Origin of the sequence: Hominenteromicrobium sp. (assembly GCF_046974225.1) — a bacterium.
Lineage (GTDB): Bacteria > Bacillota > Clostridia > Oscillospirales > Acutalibacteraceae > Hominenteromicrobium > Hominenteromicrobium mulieris.
The window spans coordinates 11,578-29,924 of the sequence record NZ_JBKWAE010000008.1 but is presented as its reverse complement, the minus strand read 5'-3'; the positions used below and the strand labels follow the sequence as shown (position 1 = coordinate 29,924).

General features: G+C 50.1%; 14 protein-coding genes. 3 read left to right on the top strand and 11 right to left on the bottom strand.

Annotated elements, in window-relative coordinates:
• Window positions 1-124: 124 nt before the first annotated feature.
• Window positions 125-664, top strand: coding sequence for a stage V sporulation T C-terminal domain-containing protein (locus ACLTX1_RS07580; RefSeq protein WP_177717085.1), 540 nt, complete (start codon window positions 125-127; stop codon window positions 662-664).
• Window positions 665-1,164: 500 nt separating this feature from the next.
• Window positions 1,165-3,240 carry an elongation factor G gene (locus ACLTX1_RS07575; RefSeq protein ID WP_343285211.1) on the top strand — a complete coding sequence of 692 codons (2,076 nt, stop codon included), beginning with the start codon at window positions 1,165-1,167 and terminating at the stop codon, window positions 3,238-3,240.
• Window positions 3,241-3,551: 311 nt separating this feature from the next.
• Here ACLTX1_RS07575 and ACLTX1_RS07570 read toward each other — a convergent pair whose 3' ends face one another.
• The 9 genes from ACLTX1_RS07570 to ACLTX1_RS07530 all read right to left on the bottom strand — a co-directional run bounded on the left by ACLTX1_RS07570 (window position 3,552) and on the right by ACLTX1_RS07530 (window position 14,565).
• Complete coding sequence (locus tag ACLTX1_RS07570) at window positions 3,552-4,628, bottom strand: Gfo/Idh/MocA family oxidoreductase (RefSeq protein ID WP_343285212.1); 1,077 nt, start codon at window positions 4,626-4,628, stop codon at window positions 3,552-3,554.
• Between the two features lie 43 nt (window positions 4,629-4,671).
• Window positions 4,672-6,468 carry a glycoside hydrolase family 13 protein gene (locus ACLTX1_RS07565; RefSeq protein WP_308449940.1) on the bottom strand — a complete coding sequence of 599 codons (1,797 nt, stop codon included), beginning with the start codon at window positions 6,466-6,468 and terminating at the stop codon, window positions 4,672-4,674.
• A 12-nt stretch (window positions 6,469-6,480) separates the two neighbouring features.
• Window positions 6,481-6,975 (bottom strand): ureidoglycolate lyase, encoded by a 495-nt coding sequence (locus tag ACLTX1_RS07560; protein WP_308449941.1) that lies wholly within the window; start codon window positions 6,973-6,975, stop codon window positions 6,481-6,483.
• Between the two features lie 21 nt (window positions 6,976-6,996).
• Window positions 6,997-8,382 carry an L-fucose/L-arabinose isomerase family protein gene (locus ACLTX1_RS07555; RefSeq protein ID WP_412330706.1) on the bottom strand — a complete coding sequence of 462 codons (1,386 nt, stop codon included), beginning with the start codon at window positions 8,380-8,382 and terminating at the stop codon, window positions 6,997-6,999.
• Window positions 8,379-9,350, bottom strand: a complete 972-nt coding sequence (locus ACLTX1_RS07550) for a carbohydrate kinase family protein (protein WP_395507357.1) — start codon at window positions 9,348-9,350, stop codon at window positions 8,379-8,381. The genes ACLTX1_RS07555 and ACLTX1_RS07550 overlap by 4 nt, the downstream gene beginning before the upstream one ends.
• Before the next feature lie 34 nt (window positions 9,351-9,384).
• A complete protein-coding gene (locus tag ACLTX1_RS07545) occupies window positions 9,385-10,239 on the bottom strand; it encodes a ketose-bisphosphate aldolase (protein ID WP_177717071.1) in 855 nt (284 codons plus the stop codon).
• A 16-nt stretch (window positions 10,240-10,255) separates the two neighbouring features.
• A complete protein-coding gene (locus ACLTX1_RS07540) occupies window positions 10,256-11,215 on the bottom strand; it encodes an aldo/keto reductase (RefSeq protein ID WP_308449944.1) in 960 nt (319 codons plus the stop codon).
• A gap of 52 nt (window positions 11,216-11,267) precedes the next feature.
• Window positions 11,268-12,752, bottom strand: coding sequence for a response regulator transcription factor (locus ACLTX1_RS07535; RefSeq protein WP_412330705.1), 1,485 nt, complete (start codon window positions 12,750-12,752; stop codon window positions 11,268-11,270).
• Between the two features lie 109 nt (window positions 12,753-12,861).
• Window positions 12,862-14,565 carry a sensor histidine kinase gene (locus tag ACLTX1_RS07530; RefSeq protein ID WP_412330704.1) on the bottom strand — a complete coding sequence of 568 codons (1,704 nt, stop codon included), beginning with the start codon at window positions 14,563-14,565 and terminating at the stop codon, window positions 12,862-12,864.
• Between the two features lie 198 nt (window positions 14,566-14,763).
• On the opposite strand from ACLTX1_RS07530, the gene ACLTX1_RS07525 reads away from it, so the two are divergent.
• The gene (locus ACLTX1_RS07525) at window positions 14,764-16,215 is read left to right on the top strand and encodes a hypothetical protein (RefSeq protein ID WP_412330703.1); all 1,452 of its coding nucleotides are present in this window, start codon (window positions 14,764-14,766) and stop codon (window positions 16,213-16,215) included.
• Window positions 16,216-16,393: 178 nt separating this feature from the next.
• Here ACLTX1_RS07525 and ACLTX1_RS07520 read toward each other — a convergent pair whose 3' ends face one another.
• Window positions 16,394-17,167 (bottom strand): ThuA domain-containing protein, encoded by a 774-nt coding sequence (locus ACLTX1_RS07520; RefSeq protein WP_177717058.1) that lies wholly within the window; start codon window positions 17,165-17,167, stop codon window positions 16,394-16,396.
• 28 nt (window positions 17,168-17,195) lie between these two features.
• Window positions 17,196-18,272, bottom strand: coding sequence for a Gfo/Idh/MocA family protein (locus ACLTX1_RS07515; RefSeq protein ID WP_177717056.1), 1,077 nt, complete (start codon window positions 18,270-18,272; stop codon window positions 17,196-17,198).
• Window positions 18,273-18,347: the final 75 nt, after the last annotated feature.

Sequence of the window (18,347 nt, the reverse complement as noted above, 5' to 3'; positions counted from 1 at the left end):
CACGTCAAAGCAGGTACCGGACGCATCACTGTGTATTTCCGTAAAACTTTGTAACGTGTATAATTCCCCGCATTTCTCAAATACTACCCATACCGAAACTTTGAAAACAAGGGAGATTTGAGATATGAAGGCAACCGGTATCGTCAGACGTATGGATGATCTCGGGCGAGTGGTGGTGCCGAAAGAGCTGCGCCGCACCATGAAGATCAGCGAGGGCACGCCGCTTGAAATTTTCATCGACAAAGACGGCAGCATCATCTTCCGCAAATACTCGCCCGTGGGAGAACTAAACGAAAGCGCCAAAAACATGGCGGAGTGCATCTCGGCGGCAAGCGGCATCGGCACCGCCGTGTGCGACCGCGACCGCATCATCGCAACGGCAGGCATCCCGAAAAAGGATTTGCTGGATAAGCCCGTCTCCAAGCAATTGGATGAGCTGATGCGCCGCAAAAAGGCATTCATCTCCTCCGGCGAGGACACCGTTTTGGCGGCGGAGGGCGGGCTGCGCACCGCAAACGCAGCGTTCCCCATCTCCTGTGCGGGCGATTTGTGCGGCATGTTCCTGCTCATTAAAGACGAAGACGCAAAGCCCGGCGAAACGCAGGAGCATTTGCGGCTCGGCAAGCTCGCGTCCGATTTTTTAAGCCGCGAAACAGTTGAGTAACATGGAAAGAGTCGCTGAAAGCTTTTGATCCAACTTTTTTCAAAGAAGTTGAAACCGAACTTCTCGTTCGGTTGTAGTTTCCAAAGGCAGCGCCTTTGGTCGAGCTCCGCAGAAAGCGAAATCTTTTTGCCGACTGATATAATTTATCCTCTCCCGGCTACGCCGGGAGAGGATTTCTCTATAATATGAAAAAGGTGCTGTGAGGTTCGTTAGCCCGCTGTATTTCTCCCTCAGTCAGCTTCGCTGGCAGCTCCCTCATCGGAAGAAGTCTGCTATATATTTCTCAAATCCTGCCGAATTCTATCCTTTTCAAAAGGAATTTGAAAACTTATTGCAAAAAAACATTTTCTAAATATACAACATGCATAAACTTCAAATACACAAAATAGAATATCTGTATAAATTGCAATTCACCATTGCAATAGCTGGCAATATGATATATAATTAAAGAGCAATCTCAAATTGAAATTGTAAATTATACATATAAGGGGTGTTTTTCCATGAACACATATCCGGCTAAGAACATCATCAACGTTGCTATGGCAGGCCATTCCGGCGCCGGCAAGACCTCCCTCGCGGAAGCTATGCTTTATCTTGCAGGCGCATCCGATCGTCGCGGTAAAGTAGGCGAGGGCAACACGGTCTGTGATTCCGACCCGGAGGAGATCCGCCGCAAGACGTCTGTCTCCACGGCCGTGGCACCGTTTGAATGGAAAAATAAAAAGATCAACCTGCTGGACACCCCGGGTCTTTTCGACTTCCAGGGCGGTCTGTATGAAGCCGCACGCGCGGCAGAATCCGTTGTCATCGTGCTTGCAGGCAAGAGCGGCGTTTCCGTCGGTACGGAAAAGGCTTTTGCGGCAGCGGAAAAGCGCGGCCTGTCTAAGATTTTCTTCGTAAACGGCCTGTGCGATGAAGGTTCCGACTTCTATAAAGTGTTCGAAGATTTAAAGGCGAGCTTCGGCCCGTCCGTCTGCCCGATTGTTGTGCCGTATTTTGAGGACGGCAAGGCAGATAAATATATCAATATGCTGGAATATAAGGCGTACGATTACTCCGGCGGCAAGCCTGTACAGGTAGATATGCCGAACATGGGCGCCCGCCTCGAGGGTCTGCGTACCGCCATTTACGAGGCCGTCGCCGAAACGAGTGACGAGCTGTTCGAGAAATATTTCTCCGGCGAAGAATTCACGCCGGAAGAGGTTATCGTCGGTGTTTCCCAGGGTGTTAAAAACGGCACCATTTCGCCCGTATTCTGCGGCGACGCTATGCTCATGCGCGGCATGGAGCAGTTTATGGACGGCCTTTGCTGGCTCGCCCCGAGCGCGGCGGATAAGGGCGCGGAAATCGGCGTAGACGTAGACGGCAACCCCGTTGAGATTGCCGTTAAGGAAGATGCCGCCACGGCTGCCATCGTCTTCAAGACCGTTGCAGACCCGTTCATCGGCAAACTTTCCTACGTAAAGGTGCTCTCCGGCAAAATCTCCACAGAGACCCCGCTCATCAACATGCGCACCGGAAACACGGAGCGCGTCGGCAAAACCGTCATGATGTGCGGCAAAAAGCAGGAAGATGTAAAAGCCATCACTGCGGGCGATATCGGCGCCATCCCGAAGCTTGCCGGCGTCAACACGGGCGATACGCTCTGCGCACCCGCACGCAAGGTCACACTGGACGGCATCGCATACCCCACCCCGGAGATGCGTATGGCCATTGTCCCGAAGAACAAGGGCGACGAAGATAAGGTCGCGCAGGGCATCATGCGTCTTGCGGAAGAAGACCCGACGATTCGTTTTGAAAATAACGCAGAAACCAAAGAAATGGTCATCAGCGGCATGGGCGAACAGCACCTTGATGTCATCGTCTCCAAGCTAAAGACGAAGTTCGGCGTAGATGTCACGCTGCGCAGCCCGCGCGTTCCGTACCGCGAGACGATCCGCAAGACCGTTTCCGTACAAGGCAGACATAAGAAGCAGACCGGCGGCCACGGTCAGTTCGGCGACGTGTGGATCGAATTCTCCCCCTGCGATGCAGACGGTTTGGAGTTTGCAGAGCGCGTTGTCGGCGGCGCAGTGCCGAAGGGCTTCTTCCCCGCCGTTGAAAAGGGTCTGCGCGAGTGCATCGCGAGAGGTCCTCTTGCCGGTTATCCGGTCGTCGGTCTCAAGGCGACGCTGTATGACGGCTCCTATCACCCCGTAGACTCCAGCGAAATGGCGTTTAAGACCGCTGCTTCCATCGCCTATAAGAACGGCATGCCGCAGGCAAATCCCGTTCTGCTTGAGCCCATCGGCGAATTGAAGGCTACCGTGCCGGACGCTAACATGGGCGATATCATGGGCGAAGTCAACAAGCGCCGCGGCCGTGTGCTGGGCATGTCTCCGGCAGAAACCGCCGGCTATCAGACCGTAGACGCCGAAGTGCCAATGGCCGAAATGTACGATTTCAGCACCTATGTGCGCCAGGTCACGCAGGGCAGAGGTAGCTTCACGTTCGATTTCGTGCGCTACGAAGAAGCCCCGCAGAATGTTGCGCAGAAGGTTATTGAGGCCGCGAAAGCCAACGGCGAGATTGACTGAATAAAGCCATGACAAAAAGAGACAAAAGATACGATCAATCTTGATGTAATTCTCTTTAAATGCAGCAATCGCATACGTGTGGTACGTAATCCATTCCAATTTCACGAATAACACTAAGGCACAACCTACGGATTTTTCCTCCGTAAGTTGTGCCTTTTTCTCAACTGTATCGTTCAAATGCTTCTTTACATAGAGTTAACCGCGTTCCGCCTTAAAGTTAAAGCGGAACGCGGTTGCTTACTCTACACTGATTTTCAAAGGTGCCTGTATCTTTTTCCAGCCACCGTCACTCTTCGCCTTTGGAATTTTGCTTAGAGTGATAACCATGTGCCTTTCTCTGCGGACTCTACAATAGCATCCAGCAGGTGCTGGTTTGCCTGTCCATCCTGAATATTGGCAGCAAGACCATCACCGGTGCCATTCACAATGTCTGCAAAGGACTGCATCTGATCGCAGAAATACTGCTGCGGAATGGGCAGATGGTTGAAAACATGGGCATCGGCATTGATGTCTCCGGAGCAGACTTCAATTTCGTCAATTCCGGCAGGTGTGGCATCCAAGCTGTAGACAATGGCACCCTCACTGCCGTAAATCTCCATACGCTGATAGTTACCGCGGCCATAAGCAAATCGGGTAATCTGGAAGCTGACAGAAATCTCATCTTCCATATCCGCCATGTAGTTGCTGAAATCGTCCACATCTACTTTTCCGACACCTTTGCCGTCCAGCAACGGACGCTCGTGTACGTAAGTACCGGTATGTCCCACAACGCGTGTATATTCTTTGTTCGTCACAAATCGTACCAAATCCAAGGCATGGCTTCCCAGATCTCCCAGAGCGCCTGTACCGGTTCTGCTCTTGACATAGCGCCATACTAAGGGGCAGTTGGCACGGGGCAATCCCCACGCCTGAAAATACTGCATATTCACGTGATAGACACGCCCGATCTTGCCCTGCGCAATCAGATCCTTGGCGTAGCGGGCAGCAGCCTTGAATCGGTAGGAGAAGCACACCATATTCTTGACATTCTTCTCCTGAGCCGCCTTGGCCAGTATGTCTGCTTCCTCTGCGGTCAGGGTGATGGGCTTTTCCAGGTTAAACGGCTTGCCGGCTTCCACGGCAGCCATTGCCACCTTGAAGTGGGCGTCATTAGAGGTGCAGATATCCACTGCATCGACAATGTCACAGTTAACCAAATCTCGATAATCCGTAAAACGGTACTGCGGAGGAATCCCATACTTCTCGCCAACGGCTTCGAGCTTTTTCTCATCAATGTCGCAGATGGCCACCAAGGTCAAATCGGGACTCTTGGCAATACCGGGCTCGTGCACGCCGCCCCAGATGGCTCCTACGCCTACAGATCCTACGCGAATAACTTTCTTTTCCATGTTGATTACAACTCCTTTAAATTAAGTTATAAATTAAATAAAATTAATTTATTTTTTCCAGAATCATTGCAGAGAAGGGAGGAACTTCCACCACGGTGGCATTCTGAGCCCCTTCAAAGGCCTTTTCACTTAACAAATCGCGGACGTGATTTCCCGACAACGTGTAGTTTTGGGGACAATCTGTGTTGTTGATGACCGTCACCAGAAGCTCTTCCTGCAATTGGCGTTCCATAACAAACAAATCTCCCTGAGAACGGAATCTAACGGTTCCCTCCTGCAGTGCTTTTCTGGTTTTTCGCAACCGCATCAGCTTCTGATAGTGCGTCCGCAAATCCGTATTCCAATGAGATTCCTCCCAGTCGAACGCCTTACGGCAATCCGGGTCGTTCTCACCCGTCATACCAATTTCCGTGCCATAGTATGTGCAGGGCATACCTACAAAGGTGAACAGGAAAGCCGCCGCGTTTTTCAACCGCGCCGTATTCCCTCCGCTGACCGTAAGGAAACGGGCAGTGTCGTGGCTGTCCAGCAGATTGAGCATAGAGTCATTGGCTGCATCGGAATAGCGCATCAAATTTTCCGTGAGAAGTTCCTGAAAACGCTGAGGAGCCACTGCGCTCTTGGCAAAGTACTCCACTGCCGCGCGCTGAACACCATAGTTCATCACGCCATCGTACTGATCCCCCTGAAGCCACGCTTCCGAATTGCGCCAGAACTCTCCGATAATCAGTGCGTCGGGATTGATCCCCCGAACGGTCTCCCGGAACTCTCTCCAGAAATGGGAGTCCACCTCGGTGGCTACATCCAGTCTCCAACCGTCAATACCCATGCGGGTCCACTTGGCCACGGCTCCCAGAAGATATTCCTTCGCCTGAGGATTTTCCGTATTCCACTTGGGCATGCAGGCCGTTCTCAACTGTTCTTCAGATAAATTTTTCAAACCGGGGTGTCTGGGGGTATAGGGAGTGTCTCCGAAAGAATCAAAATTCAAAGGATCAAAACTCACCGGAAATTCTCGAATGTAAAACCAATCCCGGAAAGGGGATTCCTCTCCGTGCTCCACCACATCTTGGAACTGCCTAAAACCTCCGCCACAATGGTTGAACACGCCGTCTAAAATCACTCGGATGCCGCGCTTATGAGCCTGATTAATCAGCTCCACCAAATCGGATTCATCGCCAAAATGAGGATCGATGCGCGTATAGTCCACGGTGTCATACTTGTGGTTGGAAGTGGCTTCAAAAATCGGGGTCAAATACAGGGCGTTCACTCCCAATTCTTCCAAATAGGAAAGCTTTTGGGTAATACCCGGCAAATCTCCGCCCATAAAAATCTGTCTGTCCGGCGCGGTACCCCAAGGCGCCACATTTTCCGGAGAAAGCTTAGGGTTTCCGTTGCAAAAGCGCTCCGGAAAAATCTGATAGAACACCGCACTGTTGACCCAAGATGGCTTTTTGTGGATGTCAATGCGATTGATAAACGGAAAATGGAAGTTAACAAAGGCTGAAGATTCATCCTCGTCTATGTTGACCAGTTCCGGCTTTGCGAAACCGCTGTCCCCATACAGCCACTGTTCGTCCCCCTTTTCCAAAAGGAAGTAGTAGGCAACGCGAGGGTCATCTACCGGATACACATAAGAATAGTAATCAAACAGCTCGTCTGAACCTTCCACCTCCATGGGAACTTCCTTACGGGTATGCCAGAGGTATTTATTTCCAATGACCAAAGTCACTCGGTCCAAATCGCCCTTCCCTGCACGCAAACGAACCTTGAACTTTTCATAGGAAATGGGAAACGCATAATTGCTGACCGGATTGTGAAATATTGCCTCTCGATTCATGGAATCACTCCTTTACAACAGAATTTTAATCTGATCGGATTCTGCCAGCCGCGTGAACACACAGTCATTTCCGAAGGTACGCTCCGGCAGCAAGATCATTACATTGACGCTCTGGGAATCCACGACAAACTGGCGGCCGTGAAGCACACCGGGATTCAGCCGGACAAAGGTACCCCGGGGAACACGGAACGCCTCAATGGACGCAGGGTTCACCTGAAAACTGGAAGGTCCCACAAATATATCAATGTCACCATCCAGAGGAAGAATTCCCTCGCTGGTAAATCCATGGTATTCCACAGCGGTGATGATTCTCTCACACTGGGACACCCGTGCCACGCATACCGAGGCCTGCATTCTTTCATCTAAACGGAGTGTCGTCAGGTCCGGGATGAAGATATTATCCGCTCCGGCCATAGCATCCATCTGCTTGATATGGAGCAAATCCACAAAATCTCCATAGGGACGAAACGCCTCCCGATCCAACGGTTTTGAAACAATCTCTCTCATGGCAATTTTTCCTTTCTAAGATTACAGGCTATACACGCCCTGTTCGTCCGCATCATCAAAAATCATTCCCAGATAACGGGCGGCTTCCCGCAACACCTTTTTGTAGTTTCCGTAAATTCCACCCACATGATGGATATAAGGCCCAAACATCAGCTTCTCTTCCCACATCTTCCAGTTGTTCGTTTCGAACCACACATAGGTTCCATTGGTTTCGGGTCCGTCTACTCCTTTGCCCTCACCGCCAAACAGATAGTACTTTCCGTCCACATCGTCGAAACGGCATACCGTAATGGGGCCCTTTTTCAGTTCAAACCGTTCCTGTCCCTGGACAAGTCGGGCAACACTGGAAGAATCCTTCAAGGAATACGGGAAGGGACCGCAATGCCACAGCAGCTCCGCGTTGTCGTTCTGCGGATGGCGAATGGTCAAATCCGCAAGGAAACAGGCCTCTTTGCCCAAGGTAACCGCCTGCAACATCGCCATGGTCACCGCTCCGTTGACATCCGTCTCACAGGAAACCGGCAATCCTTCATCAGACAGCTCACCCAAAGCCATGCAGACAGGTGCGCCTAAAACTGTAACCGCGCTCCAGCACTCCATCGCTCCGGCTGCACAGTGCTTTTCCTCCATCAGATCCTGAATGGCCAGTTTAGCTGCTGCGGCTCTCTCCACCGCCTCTTCCTTCATACCGGAAGCATCCATACGTTGCTTTACATCCGCCACGTAGTCTTGTAATCTGGGAGAATTTTCACCGATCAACTGATCCATACGGGCTGCCACTGTGTTAGGAGATATCGGCACCACAGTCACACCCAATTTGGTTGCCAAATCTCCCTCATTGGCCGTCACACTCATAAACGGTTCCGGTCTTGCTCCAAACTTGGCGATTCGCAGATTTTTCACCGCCTTTATAACGGACACCACACGGATAAAGCTGTCAAAGCCATTGCGGAAATCCTCGCTTTCGGTCTCGCAGTTCCAAATATAACTATACTGCACTCCGAACCGGCGCATCACCTTGGTGCAGGCAAACATGCCGCACTGCGTATCTCTTCCTCGGCTTTCGTCGGTGTTAGGCCGCTCATCCCGAGCACCCCATACCAAGGTGGGTACCTTCATCGCCGCCGCTACTCCTGCGGCACACTGCTCTTCACCAAAATCGCAATGGGGGGTAAACAGCGCGTCAATCTTTGCCTGACGGAATTTTTCCACCACCTGCGTTATTTTTTCCGTTTCGAACAGTATTCCGTTTTCGCATATGTCATCAATATCCACCAGAGTGACCACATCCGGATGAATACCGCGAATAACAGCCATAAACTTTTCCTTTTGCCGCTTGGCCTCCTCCATGCTCAAAAAGCTGCGCTTAGTAGGCGCTACGCCAATCACAATGTTCTGCTTTTTCATATCTGCAACTTCCTCCTGTAAAATTCTACACGCTGATCAATTTCCGTATAGTCGATTTCCCCGGTGCGCAAAAAGCGCTGCACCGTATTCCAATCGGGAATGCCGGCTCTGCCACCAATTCTGGTACACTTGATGCAAGAAACTCCCGTGGCAAGCCGAGCGGCTTCTTTGGGAGAAAGCCCGCGCAGCAATCCTACGGTATATGCGCCGTGGAACACATCTCCGGCCCCCACTGTATCCTGCACATCCACTGCAAAGGAGGGCATCTGAAAAAAGCCATCCTCCTCGCTGTACCCTACGCAGCCTTTTGCTCCTAATGTGAATACCACAATAGAAGGGCCCATTTTTTGGACCTCCCGGCAATTTGCTTCAAAGGCCTCCTCCTTTCCCCGGAAAAGCACCTTATAGAAGAATTCCGAAGCAATAAAAACGTCGATGATGCCGATATTCTCCATCATTTCCGATGAGTAGGAATCGGCGTCCACGATGATTTTGGCTCCCGCTTTCTTTGCCCGCTTGGCTGATTCCATTGCCACATGTGTGGCATGAGAGATAAAAAACCACTGACACCCCGTCAGAATTCGTTCCTCTATCTCCTCCAACGTAGGGGGATTTGCCGTGCCGGATCGGTACACGATACTCCGTCCCTGCGTCTCGCGGTCGCTGAGCACTATGGAGAGAGATGTCGTTTCTCCCTGGCGCGTTTTCATTCCGGATATGTCAATTCCATGACGTTCAAAATCCCGTAAGCAAAACTCGCCGTAGTCATCGCTTCCCACTGCACCAATCATGGCGCATTTAGCTCCCAATCTGGCTGCCGCCACCATGCCGGTGGCCACTTTTCCTCCGCCCTGCCAGCTCATAGCGTTTATCCCGGTTCCTCCGTTTGGCTTGGGAAACACATCCACATTCACTGCCAGGTCTACACAGGGCATGTCATAGCCCGCTATTTCAAATTCTTTTAACACAACTCTTCCTAAAGCCTCCTTTGCGTTAAGTTAACTAAAATGTAAACTTATTCGGATTAAGCAAACGCATTTTACCACGTACAAAATCTATAGCGTTTTCGGAAGTCTCCATCATCAGTCGGAACATGTCCCCGTTCTTTTCAGCCGGATCCCCATGCTGTACCACACCGTGATAGCAAGCCCGAAAATACTCAGTGGCTATGTTGAACTTGCTCATACCCAGGCGCACACTCTCCTGCAACTGCTCGGGAGGAATATCCGAACACCCATGCAGTACCAGCGGAATGGGCAGAGCGCTACGCAAAGAAGCAATACGGTCAAAATCCAGATTCGGGGTTTGCACGTAGGCACCGTGCGCATTGCCCACAGCCACTGCCAGAGATCCGCAACCCGTGCATTTCACAAATTCCACAGCCTGCTTTACGTCGGTGTAATGATCGCTGTTGACGATGTCATCCAGATTGGCTCCCGAGCCCACATGACCCAGTTCGGCCTCTACGTCTACGCCAAACACCGCTGCTGTTTTCACAACCGCTGCTGTCAGCGCCATATTTTCCTCATACGGCAACGCTGAGCCGTCCACCATCACAGACGGAAAGCCATCCCGCACGCCGCTCACTGCTATTTCATAGCCGGCAGAATGATCCAGATGTACGCCGATAGGCACTGAAGATTTTTCTGCAAAATCTTTGGCGATAGCCGCCACATGTTTTAAGGCGATGTACTTGTCGAAGCCGGGATAAAACTGGATAATCACCGGAATTCGCTCCCGATTGGCCGCCTCAGCCACCCACTTAATCGTCTCGTAGTTGAACACGTTCACAGCAGCTACTCCGTAACCGTTTTCCGTGGCGTGGTGCAGCAGCTCATTTACTTTAACCAATGGCATTCTCTTTTCTCTCCTCTCAGTTTGTTGTCTCCGTATTGAAGAACAGTGTGTAATGGGGTAAGCCCTCCATAAAGCGTCTGCTGGCTCGGTCAATCACATCGTAGTCTTCCTTACTGAATTGCCAGCCGGCGGCTTTCAAATTCTCCTGAGCCTGTCTTCCGTTTTTCGCTCCGACAATCGGTGCCGTAATCCCTTGGGTTTGCAGCAGCCAAGCAATGGCGCCTTGGGCCGGTGTTTTGCCATATTTCGCACTGATCTGTGACAGCACATCCGTCACTTCCAGACACCTATCGTAGTTTTCCGGCTGGAACAGAGCCGCTCTGGCGCGTCCGTCCGTGAACACTGCGCCTTTTTGGTACTTTCCCGTCAGCAATCCCTGCGCCAGCGTGCTGTAAGGAATCACCGAAATCTCCTGCTTTCGGCTAAACTCCAGCAAGGCTTCATCGTATCTCCACAGCAGGCTGTAGCAAGGCTGAATCACATCCACCTGTCCAAATCGCATAGCCGCCTTCATCTCTTCCAGAGAGAAGTTAGACAACCCGATCGCTCGAATTTTGCCGGCCTTTTTCAGCTCTTCCATGGTCTCCATTCTTTCCTGAATGGTAACTTCTTCCTCCGCTACCGGATAGTGTAAAAAGTAAACGTCCAAGTAATCGGTACCCAAGCGCTGAAGGCTGTCTTCGCAGGCTTTAATCATCTTATCGTGGGACATAGAGGGCTTGAACACCTTGGAAATGATTCGCACCTTGTCCCTGCCAATCCGGCGGGCAGCCTCGCCCACCACTCGCTCGGAACGGCCATCGCCATAAATCTCGGCCGTATCAAAGGTATTCACACCATTCTCATAGGATACTTCCAACGCCTCCAAAGAGCTTTTGTCCTCTGTTGCGCCAAAATAATCTCCTCCCATGGCCCAGCAACCCAGAATGAGCTCCGAGACCAGTACATCACTTTTCCCAAGTTTCTTATATTCCATTTTAAAATTCCTTTCTCAAATATGATGTCTATGTTTTGGCAAAAAATTTCGGTTAGCCGTCTCGATCCTGTTTCGGTGAGACATGATAGTACTGCTTGTACGCCCTGGAAAAGGTATACACGCTTTCATAGCCAACCAGTTCCGCCACTTCCTTTATTTTGATTGCGGGATCTTCTTCCATCAACCGTTTGGCCTCTCGCATTCGGACAGACAGAACATATTCCGAAAAGCTTTGATGAAGCTGCTCTTTAAACACACGGCTAAAGTAGCTGTAACTCATGGAAACCATCTCGGCCACTTCGTCCATGCTGATATCGCGGTTGTAATTCTTCTGCACATACTGCTTTGCTATGGAAAGAATATGGGCATACTTGTTTGTAGCGGTCTGCACAGCCGCCTCCATCTGCTTCAAAACCTTCTGCAGGTATTCCTGCATTTCATTTAAACCGGCAAATCTGCTAAAGTGGGGAAACGCTTCCAATTCCAGATGATACGCAGAAGCCATCTCCTGAACCTGAGACTCCCAATACACATAAAATCGTCGAATCTCCTTAGGAAAGGGCTGCTCCTGAAAAAAATCCCGACAGAAGATTTTTTGAAGCAACTGATAAAGCTCAGCAAAATTTCTGCTCTGAAAGGCCGAATGAATCCGGGCTTGAAACCGCGGAAACCGGCTTTGCTCCGCAGCCGCTTGAGCAGAGGAAAACCGAAGGTCGAACGGCTCCAGCATGCGATAGGCCATGGTGTACCGTGCCTCTTTATAAAACACAGGATACTCCTCCAAACGCGTAAACGGTCGACTCACTGCAAAACGAGGTCGTCCCGCCCCCTGCCTGACACAGGACTCCTGACACGTTTCAATGTACGTTTTTACAATGTCCTCCCGGCTGCTTTTGGTATTCAACAGCACAACTGTGTCTTGCGTTACGTTGCGAAAAAAGAATGCCGCCACATCCTCCGACGACTCCTCGGCAAAGACTTCCTCAGTCCGGAAACCGGCTTCTCCTTCCCCGCCAAAAGGCCATGCAACCCAGAACACCGGATGGGGAAATTCCACCGGGGGCTTGCCGGTTTTACCCGCGAGTAAACCGTTGAGCCAGTTTTCCAGTACCTCCCGGTCGTTGCCGTTTCGGAGAGATTGCGCCTTCCGGCGGCGAAGATTCTCCTGACACTTGAGCAGCACTTCCTGAATTTGCATCAGCTTTACGGGCTTGAGCAGATAATCCACCACTCCGCTGCGGAGAGCACTCCGCATATACTCGTAATCGTCATGGCCGCTCAGAATCACCACCTGAATCTCCGGGAAAGCCTCGTTTACCTTGTCCGCCAGCTCCAGACCCGTCTGATAAGGCATTCGAATGTCGCTGATCAATATATCAACGGACTTTTCCTGCAAAATCCCCCACGCCTCTTGGGCCGAGTGGGCTATCAGCGTCTCTTGAATTCCTAACTGGTTTTCCCTGTCAATCATCTCTATCTTTCGTCGCATGGCTGTGCACAAAAGGGGATCATCATCCACTATCATCACTGTAAGCATCTGCATCCTCCGCTTTTCTGTCAAACTCTCCGTCTTACTTGGCCAACACCGGCGAAAAGCACACCTGTTATAAGACAGCTTTTTGCGTTTACCTTTTCTGAAAAAACTGCTATAATGTTTGTAAAATAAACATACTGGTATACTTTCCCTCCCGACTCCTCAGTACCAAACGATCATTGGAATGAGAAAAAATCTGAAGTCGATCATTGATATTATCCAGCCCAATTCCATGCTCTTTCTGATGACGCAGAGCTATGGCATCATAGGGCTGAGAGAATTTTTGATTTATCTTCTTCACTTGTTTCAAACTCATTCCCCTGCCGTTATCCCGTACACGAAGAATCATTCGGTCACCCATCTTGCGGGCCGTGATGATAATTTGCCTTTTCTCCTCCGGAGCCATCCCGGTAAACCCATGCTCAAAGGAATTCTCCACAATAGGCTGAAGCAAAAAGCGAGGAATTATGATCTGCCGAAGCTCCTCCGGGACATGAATCCGCAGCTCCACGCTGTCCCCATACCGGCACTTCTCCAGGTTCACGTAATTAATCACATGCTCCAGTTCCTTCTCCAAAGGAAGCTCTGTGCTCGTCATGGTGTTATAGCGGATCATCTGGGCAAAGTCGCAAATGTAATCCGCCGTTTCAAACTCTCCGTCCAAAGTCAGCTTTCCGGCAAACATGTCCAAGGTGTTGTAGATAAAATGAGGATTGATCTGAAGCAGAAGAGCCTTTAACTGAGCGTCTTTATATGCGGTTTCCTTTTGGATATTCTCCTGCATCAAGACGCGCATTCTGCCCAAGACACGGTTGAATTGATTTCCAATCACTCCAATTTCATCCTGACGTTCCACCGCTAACTCCCCGTTGAAACCGGATTCGGCAATGCGCTCCATCTCATCTCCATACCTCTGAAGACGAGAGTTGATGGAGCGAATCATGGAAAAGAACAGAGACAAAAACAGTAGCGAAAGAAATCCCACGAAGATTAAGATGAGCAGAGAACTCTGCTGCAAATATCCGTGTTCCGACACTGGCAGCGCCACACCCACGCGCAGAGGAACCCGCTGAATCTCGGTGGAAAAACACCGCACAGATTCTTGAGAACCTGCGGTTTGCGGGAAACGGAAATCAGAATTCAGAGTTACATTGCTGAGTTTAGGTCGGTTTTCCTCATCCAGTAGGAATAGGGCCACACCATTCTGTTGCGGCATTCCGAACTCTGGGAACAACTCGTCCACGCGCATTTTGGCCAAAAGATACCCCTGATTTTTATATACCGAGGAAACAATGGGACAAAGGTAGTACAACACATCTTTTCCGTCTATCTCCGCATGATACCAAGTGGCTTCCCTTCCGTTCTCCAACAGCTCTGTGGGAATACTCTTCGGAACAGAATCATAATGGTACACTGCGCTGTAGCCCTCCGGGATGGTAGTGTTTTTCGTCAGTAAATAGACGCGTTCCAGAGGCGGTGACACCGCATTGCTCGCTCCCTGCAGCAACGGCATCACAGTTTGCGTGTACTCCTCGTGAGAGACGGCGCCATTGTAATCGTGAGACAGAAAAGCAATCAGATTTTGATTGCAGGACAACACCTGCATCAGCATTTCCACATGATCCATTTTTTCGTTCACATCACTGACTACCATGTTCAGCATATATTGCCCATCCTGCGCCAGCTGATGTTCATAGTGCGACGCAACCGAGGCAAAACTGAACACCGACAGCAAAGTAAACGGTAGAGCGATGAGCCCCAAAAATCCAAGAACCATTTTGTGCGCTAGCTTCATCCGACTCAGCCACTGTTTCACTTTTTTCTCCTTTCCTATCATCAAAAAACCGCATTAAAATCCCAAACTCGGTCTTTTATAAAACTTACATAAAAAACCTCTGGACATTTTGAGATTGTTAGTTTATTATGATATAGTATAACAAGTATAGCAAAAAATGTCAATTTTTCCTATCGACTCGTAGTCGACACAGCTATACTCCAAAAGAAAGGAATTACCATGGATACTCCACACAACGATAAACAGCGCAAAAGCTTATTTCTCTATAAGCTTGCTCAAACGCTTGTCGGATTGATTGCCGTATGTTTTCTTATTTTCTGTATTCGCTCACCCTCAACTTCCAGTCCCTCTCCCTTTCAGACGACATCCTCCGAGAAAGAAACCGCTTTGAAATGGATTTTCATAACACCTTATGGCGAGACGGATTCCTCCTATGCTGACCTGTTTCTCTCCCAAGAGGATTGCACCGAATTGGCCGGAACACCTGTGGACCTCTCCTTTTGCACCATTGAAAAATATTTGAACATGACAGCATCGGGAATCTCTGCAGATGTGGTCACCTGTTGGTACACCGACGCCAACTTTAAACGATTGGAAACAACCGGAACTACCTGGGCTCTGCAGGACTTGCTGGACAAGGAAATTCCCGGCTTTACCCTGCCCGAAAACTTTATCCGGTGGTGCGGAAATTTTCAGGGAGATGTTTACGCCTATCCGCATACCAGAACCATTCTCTCTGAAGATACCTCTACCAAGTCTGCCGCCGCTATGATTGGTCGCAAGGACATTCTGGAAAAGATTCACTGGGATAGTCAGCAGCCCCTGTCCAAAGCGTATTGCTTGGAACAGCTAAAAGCCGTTCGGAAAGCCTATCCCGAGTTGATTCCCTGCTACGTGGAGCTTCCCAGCCTTCAACAGATGTTTGGCGTCACCGCCGATACCGGCACTGCGTGGGAGGATCCTTTTTTTCACCCCGGTACTTTGGAGTCACTGGAGTTTATGAACACCCTGTTCCGTGAGCGACTGCTTTCCCGCGATGTGTTCACCCTCAGTCAAGAGTCACTGCTCAGACAGCTGCAAAACGGCGAGATCTTTTTGGCGGCTTCTCCCTCGCTGGGCAAGCTGCTCTCCCAGCTCCCGGAAAGCCACCCAATTTGGGAACAATATGAAATCCTCTCGCCCATCCTCTCGGATTCCGGACGGGAACCGGCACTCAGCAACAATTTCGAGGAACAATACGTCTCCACCCTGTTTGTTAAAAGCAGCACACAAAGCCAATTCCAAGCCAGACTGTTGGCAGCATTTTATCTGCAAAACATGGAGCCTTCTCCCGAACAGAAGAATGCTTTGGAGCGCTCCGGGCTTGGAGATTTGCTCAAGAATGCAGAACCGATGAAACCTATCGGCATTGACAGCCAGTACACTGTTCCGATCATTCACTATGAAATCCTGTTTTCCCTCTACTCCAACACACGTCTGGCTACGGCAGACGAACGAAAACAGAAATTTCTGGAAAATCAGATCGTGAATTTGGTGGAGGATTGTTCTGCCGATGAAATCGCGCCGACCTATGCTCGTTTGGTCAGTGAGTTGCAAAGAGGAGACTATAAGTTGCTGGACACCTGGAAAAAGCAGCAGTACCAAAAAGCGATATCCATTTTGCAAGAGTGAGCCTGATTTTTCGAATTCTCTTGCCGGGAAATAATTTTTCAGATAAAAAGTGCGCCTTCCAACGGCTGATGCTGATGAAAGGCGCGCTTTCGTTATCCCTGCTTCCCGCGCAAGAACCTTGGCCTTTTCACATTGGTTCCTTAGTTAAGAGATATTAAGAGAGAAACACATCTGCTTTTTAGGAGATGCTCTTCTGGTCGTGAAGCCCCTGAACACTATGTTCCATCTCTCCCTTAACGGGCATAATGGGTGCAGGATTTCCAAAGGTGGTATTGGGGAAACGGATGGGCGCTGCCCACTTCACCGCATTGATAATCACCTTTTGAATTTCCGGCTGATGATAGATGGGGAATACCTCATGGCCCGGACGGAAGTAGAAAATCTTTCCTTTTCCGCGATGCCAGCAGCAACCGCTGCGGAACACTTCTCCGCCTTCGAACCAGCTGATAAACACCTGCTCATCCGGCTGGGGAATATCAAAGCGCTCGCCGTACATCTCCTCGTGCGGAATTATAATTTTCTCGTCCAGACCGTCTACAATGGGATGACTGGGATCTACAACCCAAAGGATTTCCTTCTCGCCGTCCTCACGCCACTTCAATTTCCAGGAATCCGTTCCGCACAGCTTCCGGAAGATTTTAGAGGCATGGCCGGAATGAAGAACGATAAGGCCCATTCCTTCCAGAACACGATTGTAAACGCGATCCACAATCTCATCCGACACTTCCTGATGAGCCATGTGACCCCACCAAATCAACACATCCGTATTGTCTACAACCTCCTGAGTCAGTCCGTGTTCCGGCTCTCGCAGCGTGGCGGTTTTCACATCCATACCGGCTTCTTTCAGAAAGTCTGCGATGCAGCCGTGAATACCCTTGGGGTACACCTCAGCCACTTCCGGGAATTGAACCTCATGAAGGTATTCGTTCCAAACAGTTACTCGAATTGCCATTTTAAAAAAACTCCTCTCATATCATGAATTAATCACAGGGTAGCCATTTTTCTTCTTCCGCAGAGCGGATAATTACGTCCAATGCATGCTGAATGCGGCAGCCGTCTTGAATGGTGGCAGCCATGCCATCGCTGCACCCGTTGAGAATATCTGCAAAAGACTGCATCTGATCGCACTGGAAACGCTGGGGAATGGGAAGTTTTGTGTAGATTCCGGATCTGTCATAGGGGTAGCCAAAGCAGACCTCTAATTCATCTACACCGGGAGTAACATCCAAGCTGTACACCAAGCCGCCCTTGCTCCCGTATATTTCCATGCGCTGGTAATTTCCTCTGCCATAGGCAAATCGGGTGACAGAGAAATTTGCCGAAGTCTTTCCATCCATCTCCATCAAGTAATGGCAGAAGTCATCTACATCTACCGGACCGTATCCTTCGCCCTCTTCCAGACGGCGCTGGGTCACATAAGTATCCGTATGTCCCACAGCCTTCCGGTAATTTTTACCGGTGACAAAACTTACCAAATCCAGAGCGTGACAACCCAAATCGCCCAGTGCGCCGGTTCCGGTCAGCTTTTTTTGGTATCTCCAAGAACGGGGCAAATCATAGGAAGGACCGCCGCCGCCCTGCAGATACTGCATGTAAACGTGATAAATGTCACCTAACATTCCCTTCTCCACCAATTCCTTGGCGTAGCGGGCAGCAGCCTTAAAGCGGTAGGAAAAGCACACCATATTGGGAATCCCTTTTTCCTGTGCGGCTTTGGCCAAAATGTCGGCCTCCTCCGCTGTTAAGGTGACAGGTTTCTCCAAGCAAAACGGTTTTCCGGCTTCAATAGCTGCCTTGGCCACTTCGAAGTGGGCGTTGTTGGAAGTGGAAATGTCAATCACATCCACATCCGGGCAGGCAATCAAATCGTGATAATCCGCAAAGCAGTGATCTTCTCGAATACCGTATGTATTTCTGGCGTACTCCATGCGCTCAGGCTTTAGATCGCACACGGCCACAAGTTCCAGATCCGGGCTTTTGTGAATTCCGGGAAGGTGAACGCCTCGAGAAATTCCTCCAATGCCTACACTTCCCACGCGAAATACTTTTTTCTCCATGAAACTCCTCCAACACTATCTGTTGTTCTCCATATTTGATTTCTTGAATTTTCGATGAAAGCAAGGCAAGACCTG

Bases quoted from the DNA above. Each gene is read 5' to 3' on its own strand.
- ACLTX1_RS07565 (WP_308449940.1), bottom strand. From the start codon at position 6,468: ATGAATCGAGAGGCAATATTTCACAATCCGGTCAGCAATTATGCGTTT.
- ACLTX1_RS07520 (WP_177717058.1), bottom strand. From the start codon at position 17,167: ATGGCAATTCGAGTAACTGTTTGGAACGAATACCTTCATGAGGTTCAA.
- ACLTX1_RS07525 (WP_412330703.1), top strand. From the start codon at position 14,764: ATGGATACTCCACACAACGATAAACAGCGCAAAAGCTTATTTCTCTAT.
- ACLTX1_RS07560 (WP_308449941.1), bottom strand. From the start codon at position 6,975: ATGAGAGAGATTGTTTCAAAACCGTTGGATCGGGAGGCGTTTCGTCCC.
- ACLTX1_RS07535 (WP_412330705.1), bottom strand. From the start codon at position 12,752: ATGCTTACAGTGATGATAGTGGATGATGATCCCCTTTTGTGCACAGCC.
- ACLTX1_RS07515 (WP_177717056.1), bottom strand. From the start codon at position 18,272: ATGGAGAAAAAAGTATTTCGCGTGGGAAGTGTAGGCATTGGAGGAATT.
- ACLTX1_RS07575 (WP_343285211.1), top strand. From the start codon at position 1,165: ATGAACACATATCCGGCTAAGAACATCATCAACGTTGCTATGGCAGGC.
- ACLTX1_RS07570 (WP_343285212.1), bottom strand. From the start codon at position 4,628: ATGGAAAAGAAAGTTATTCGCGTAGGATCTGTAGGCGTAGGAGCCATC.
- ACLTX1_RS07555 (WP_412330706.1), bottom strand. From the start codon at position 8,382: ATGAAAAAGCAGAACATTGTGATTGGCGTAGCGCCTACTAAGCGCAGC.
- ACLTX1_RS07540 (WP_308449944.1), bottom strand. From the start codon at position 11,215: ATGGAATATAAGAAACTTGGGAAAAGTGATGTACTGGTCTCGGAGCTC.
- ACLTX1_RS07580 (WP_177717085.1), top strand. From the start codon at position 125: ATGAAGGCAACCGGTATCGTCAGACGTATGGATGATCTCGGGCGAGTG.
- ACLTX1_RS07545 (WP_177717071.1), bottom strand. From the start codon at position 10,239: ATGCCATTGGTTAAAGTAAATGAGCTGCTGCACCACGCCACGGAAAAC.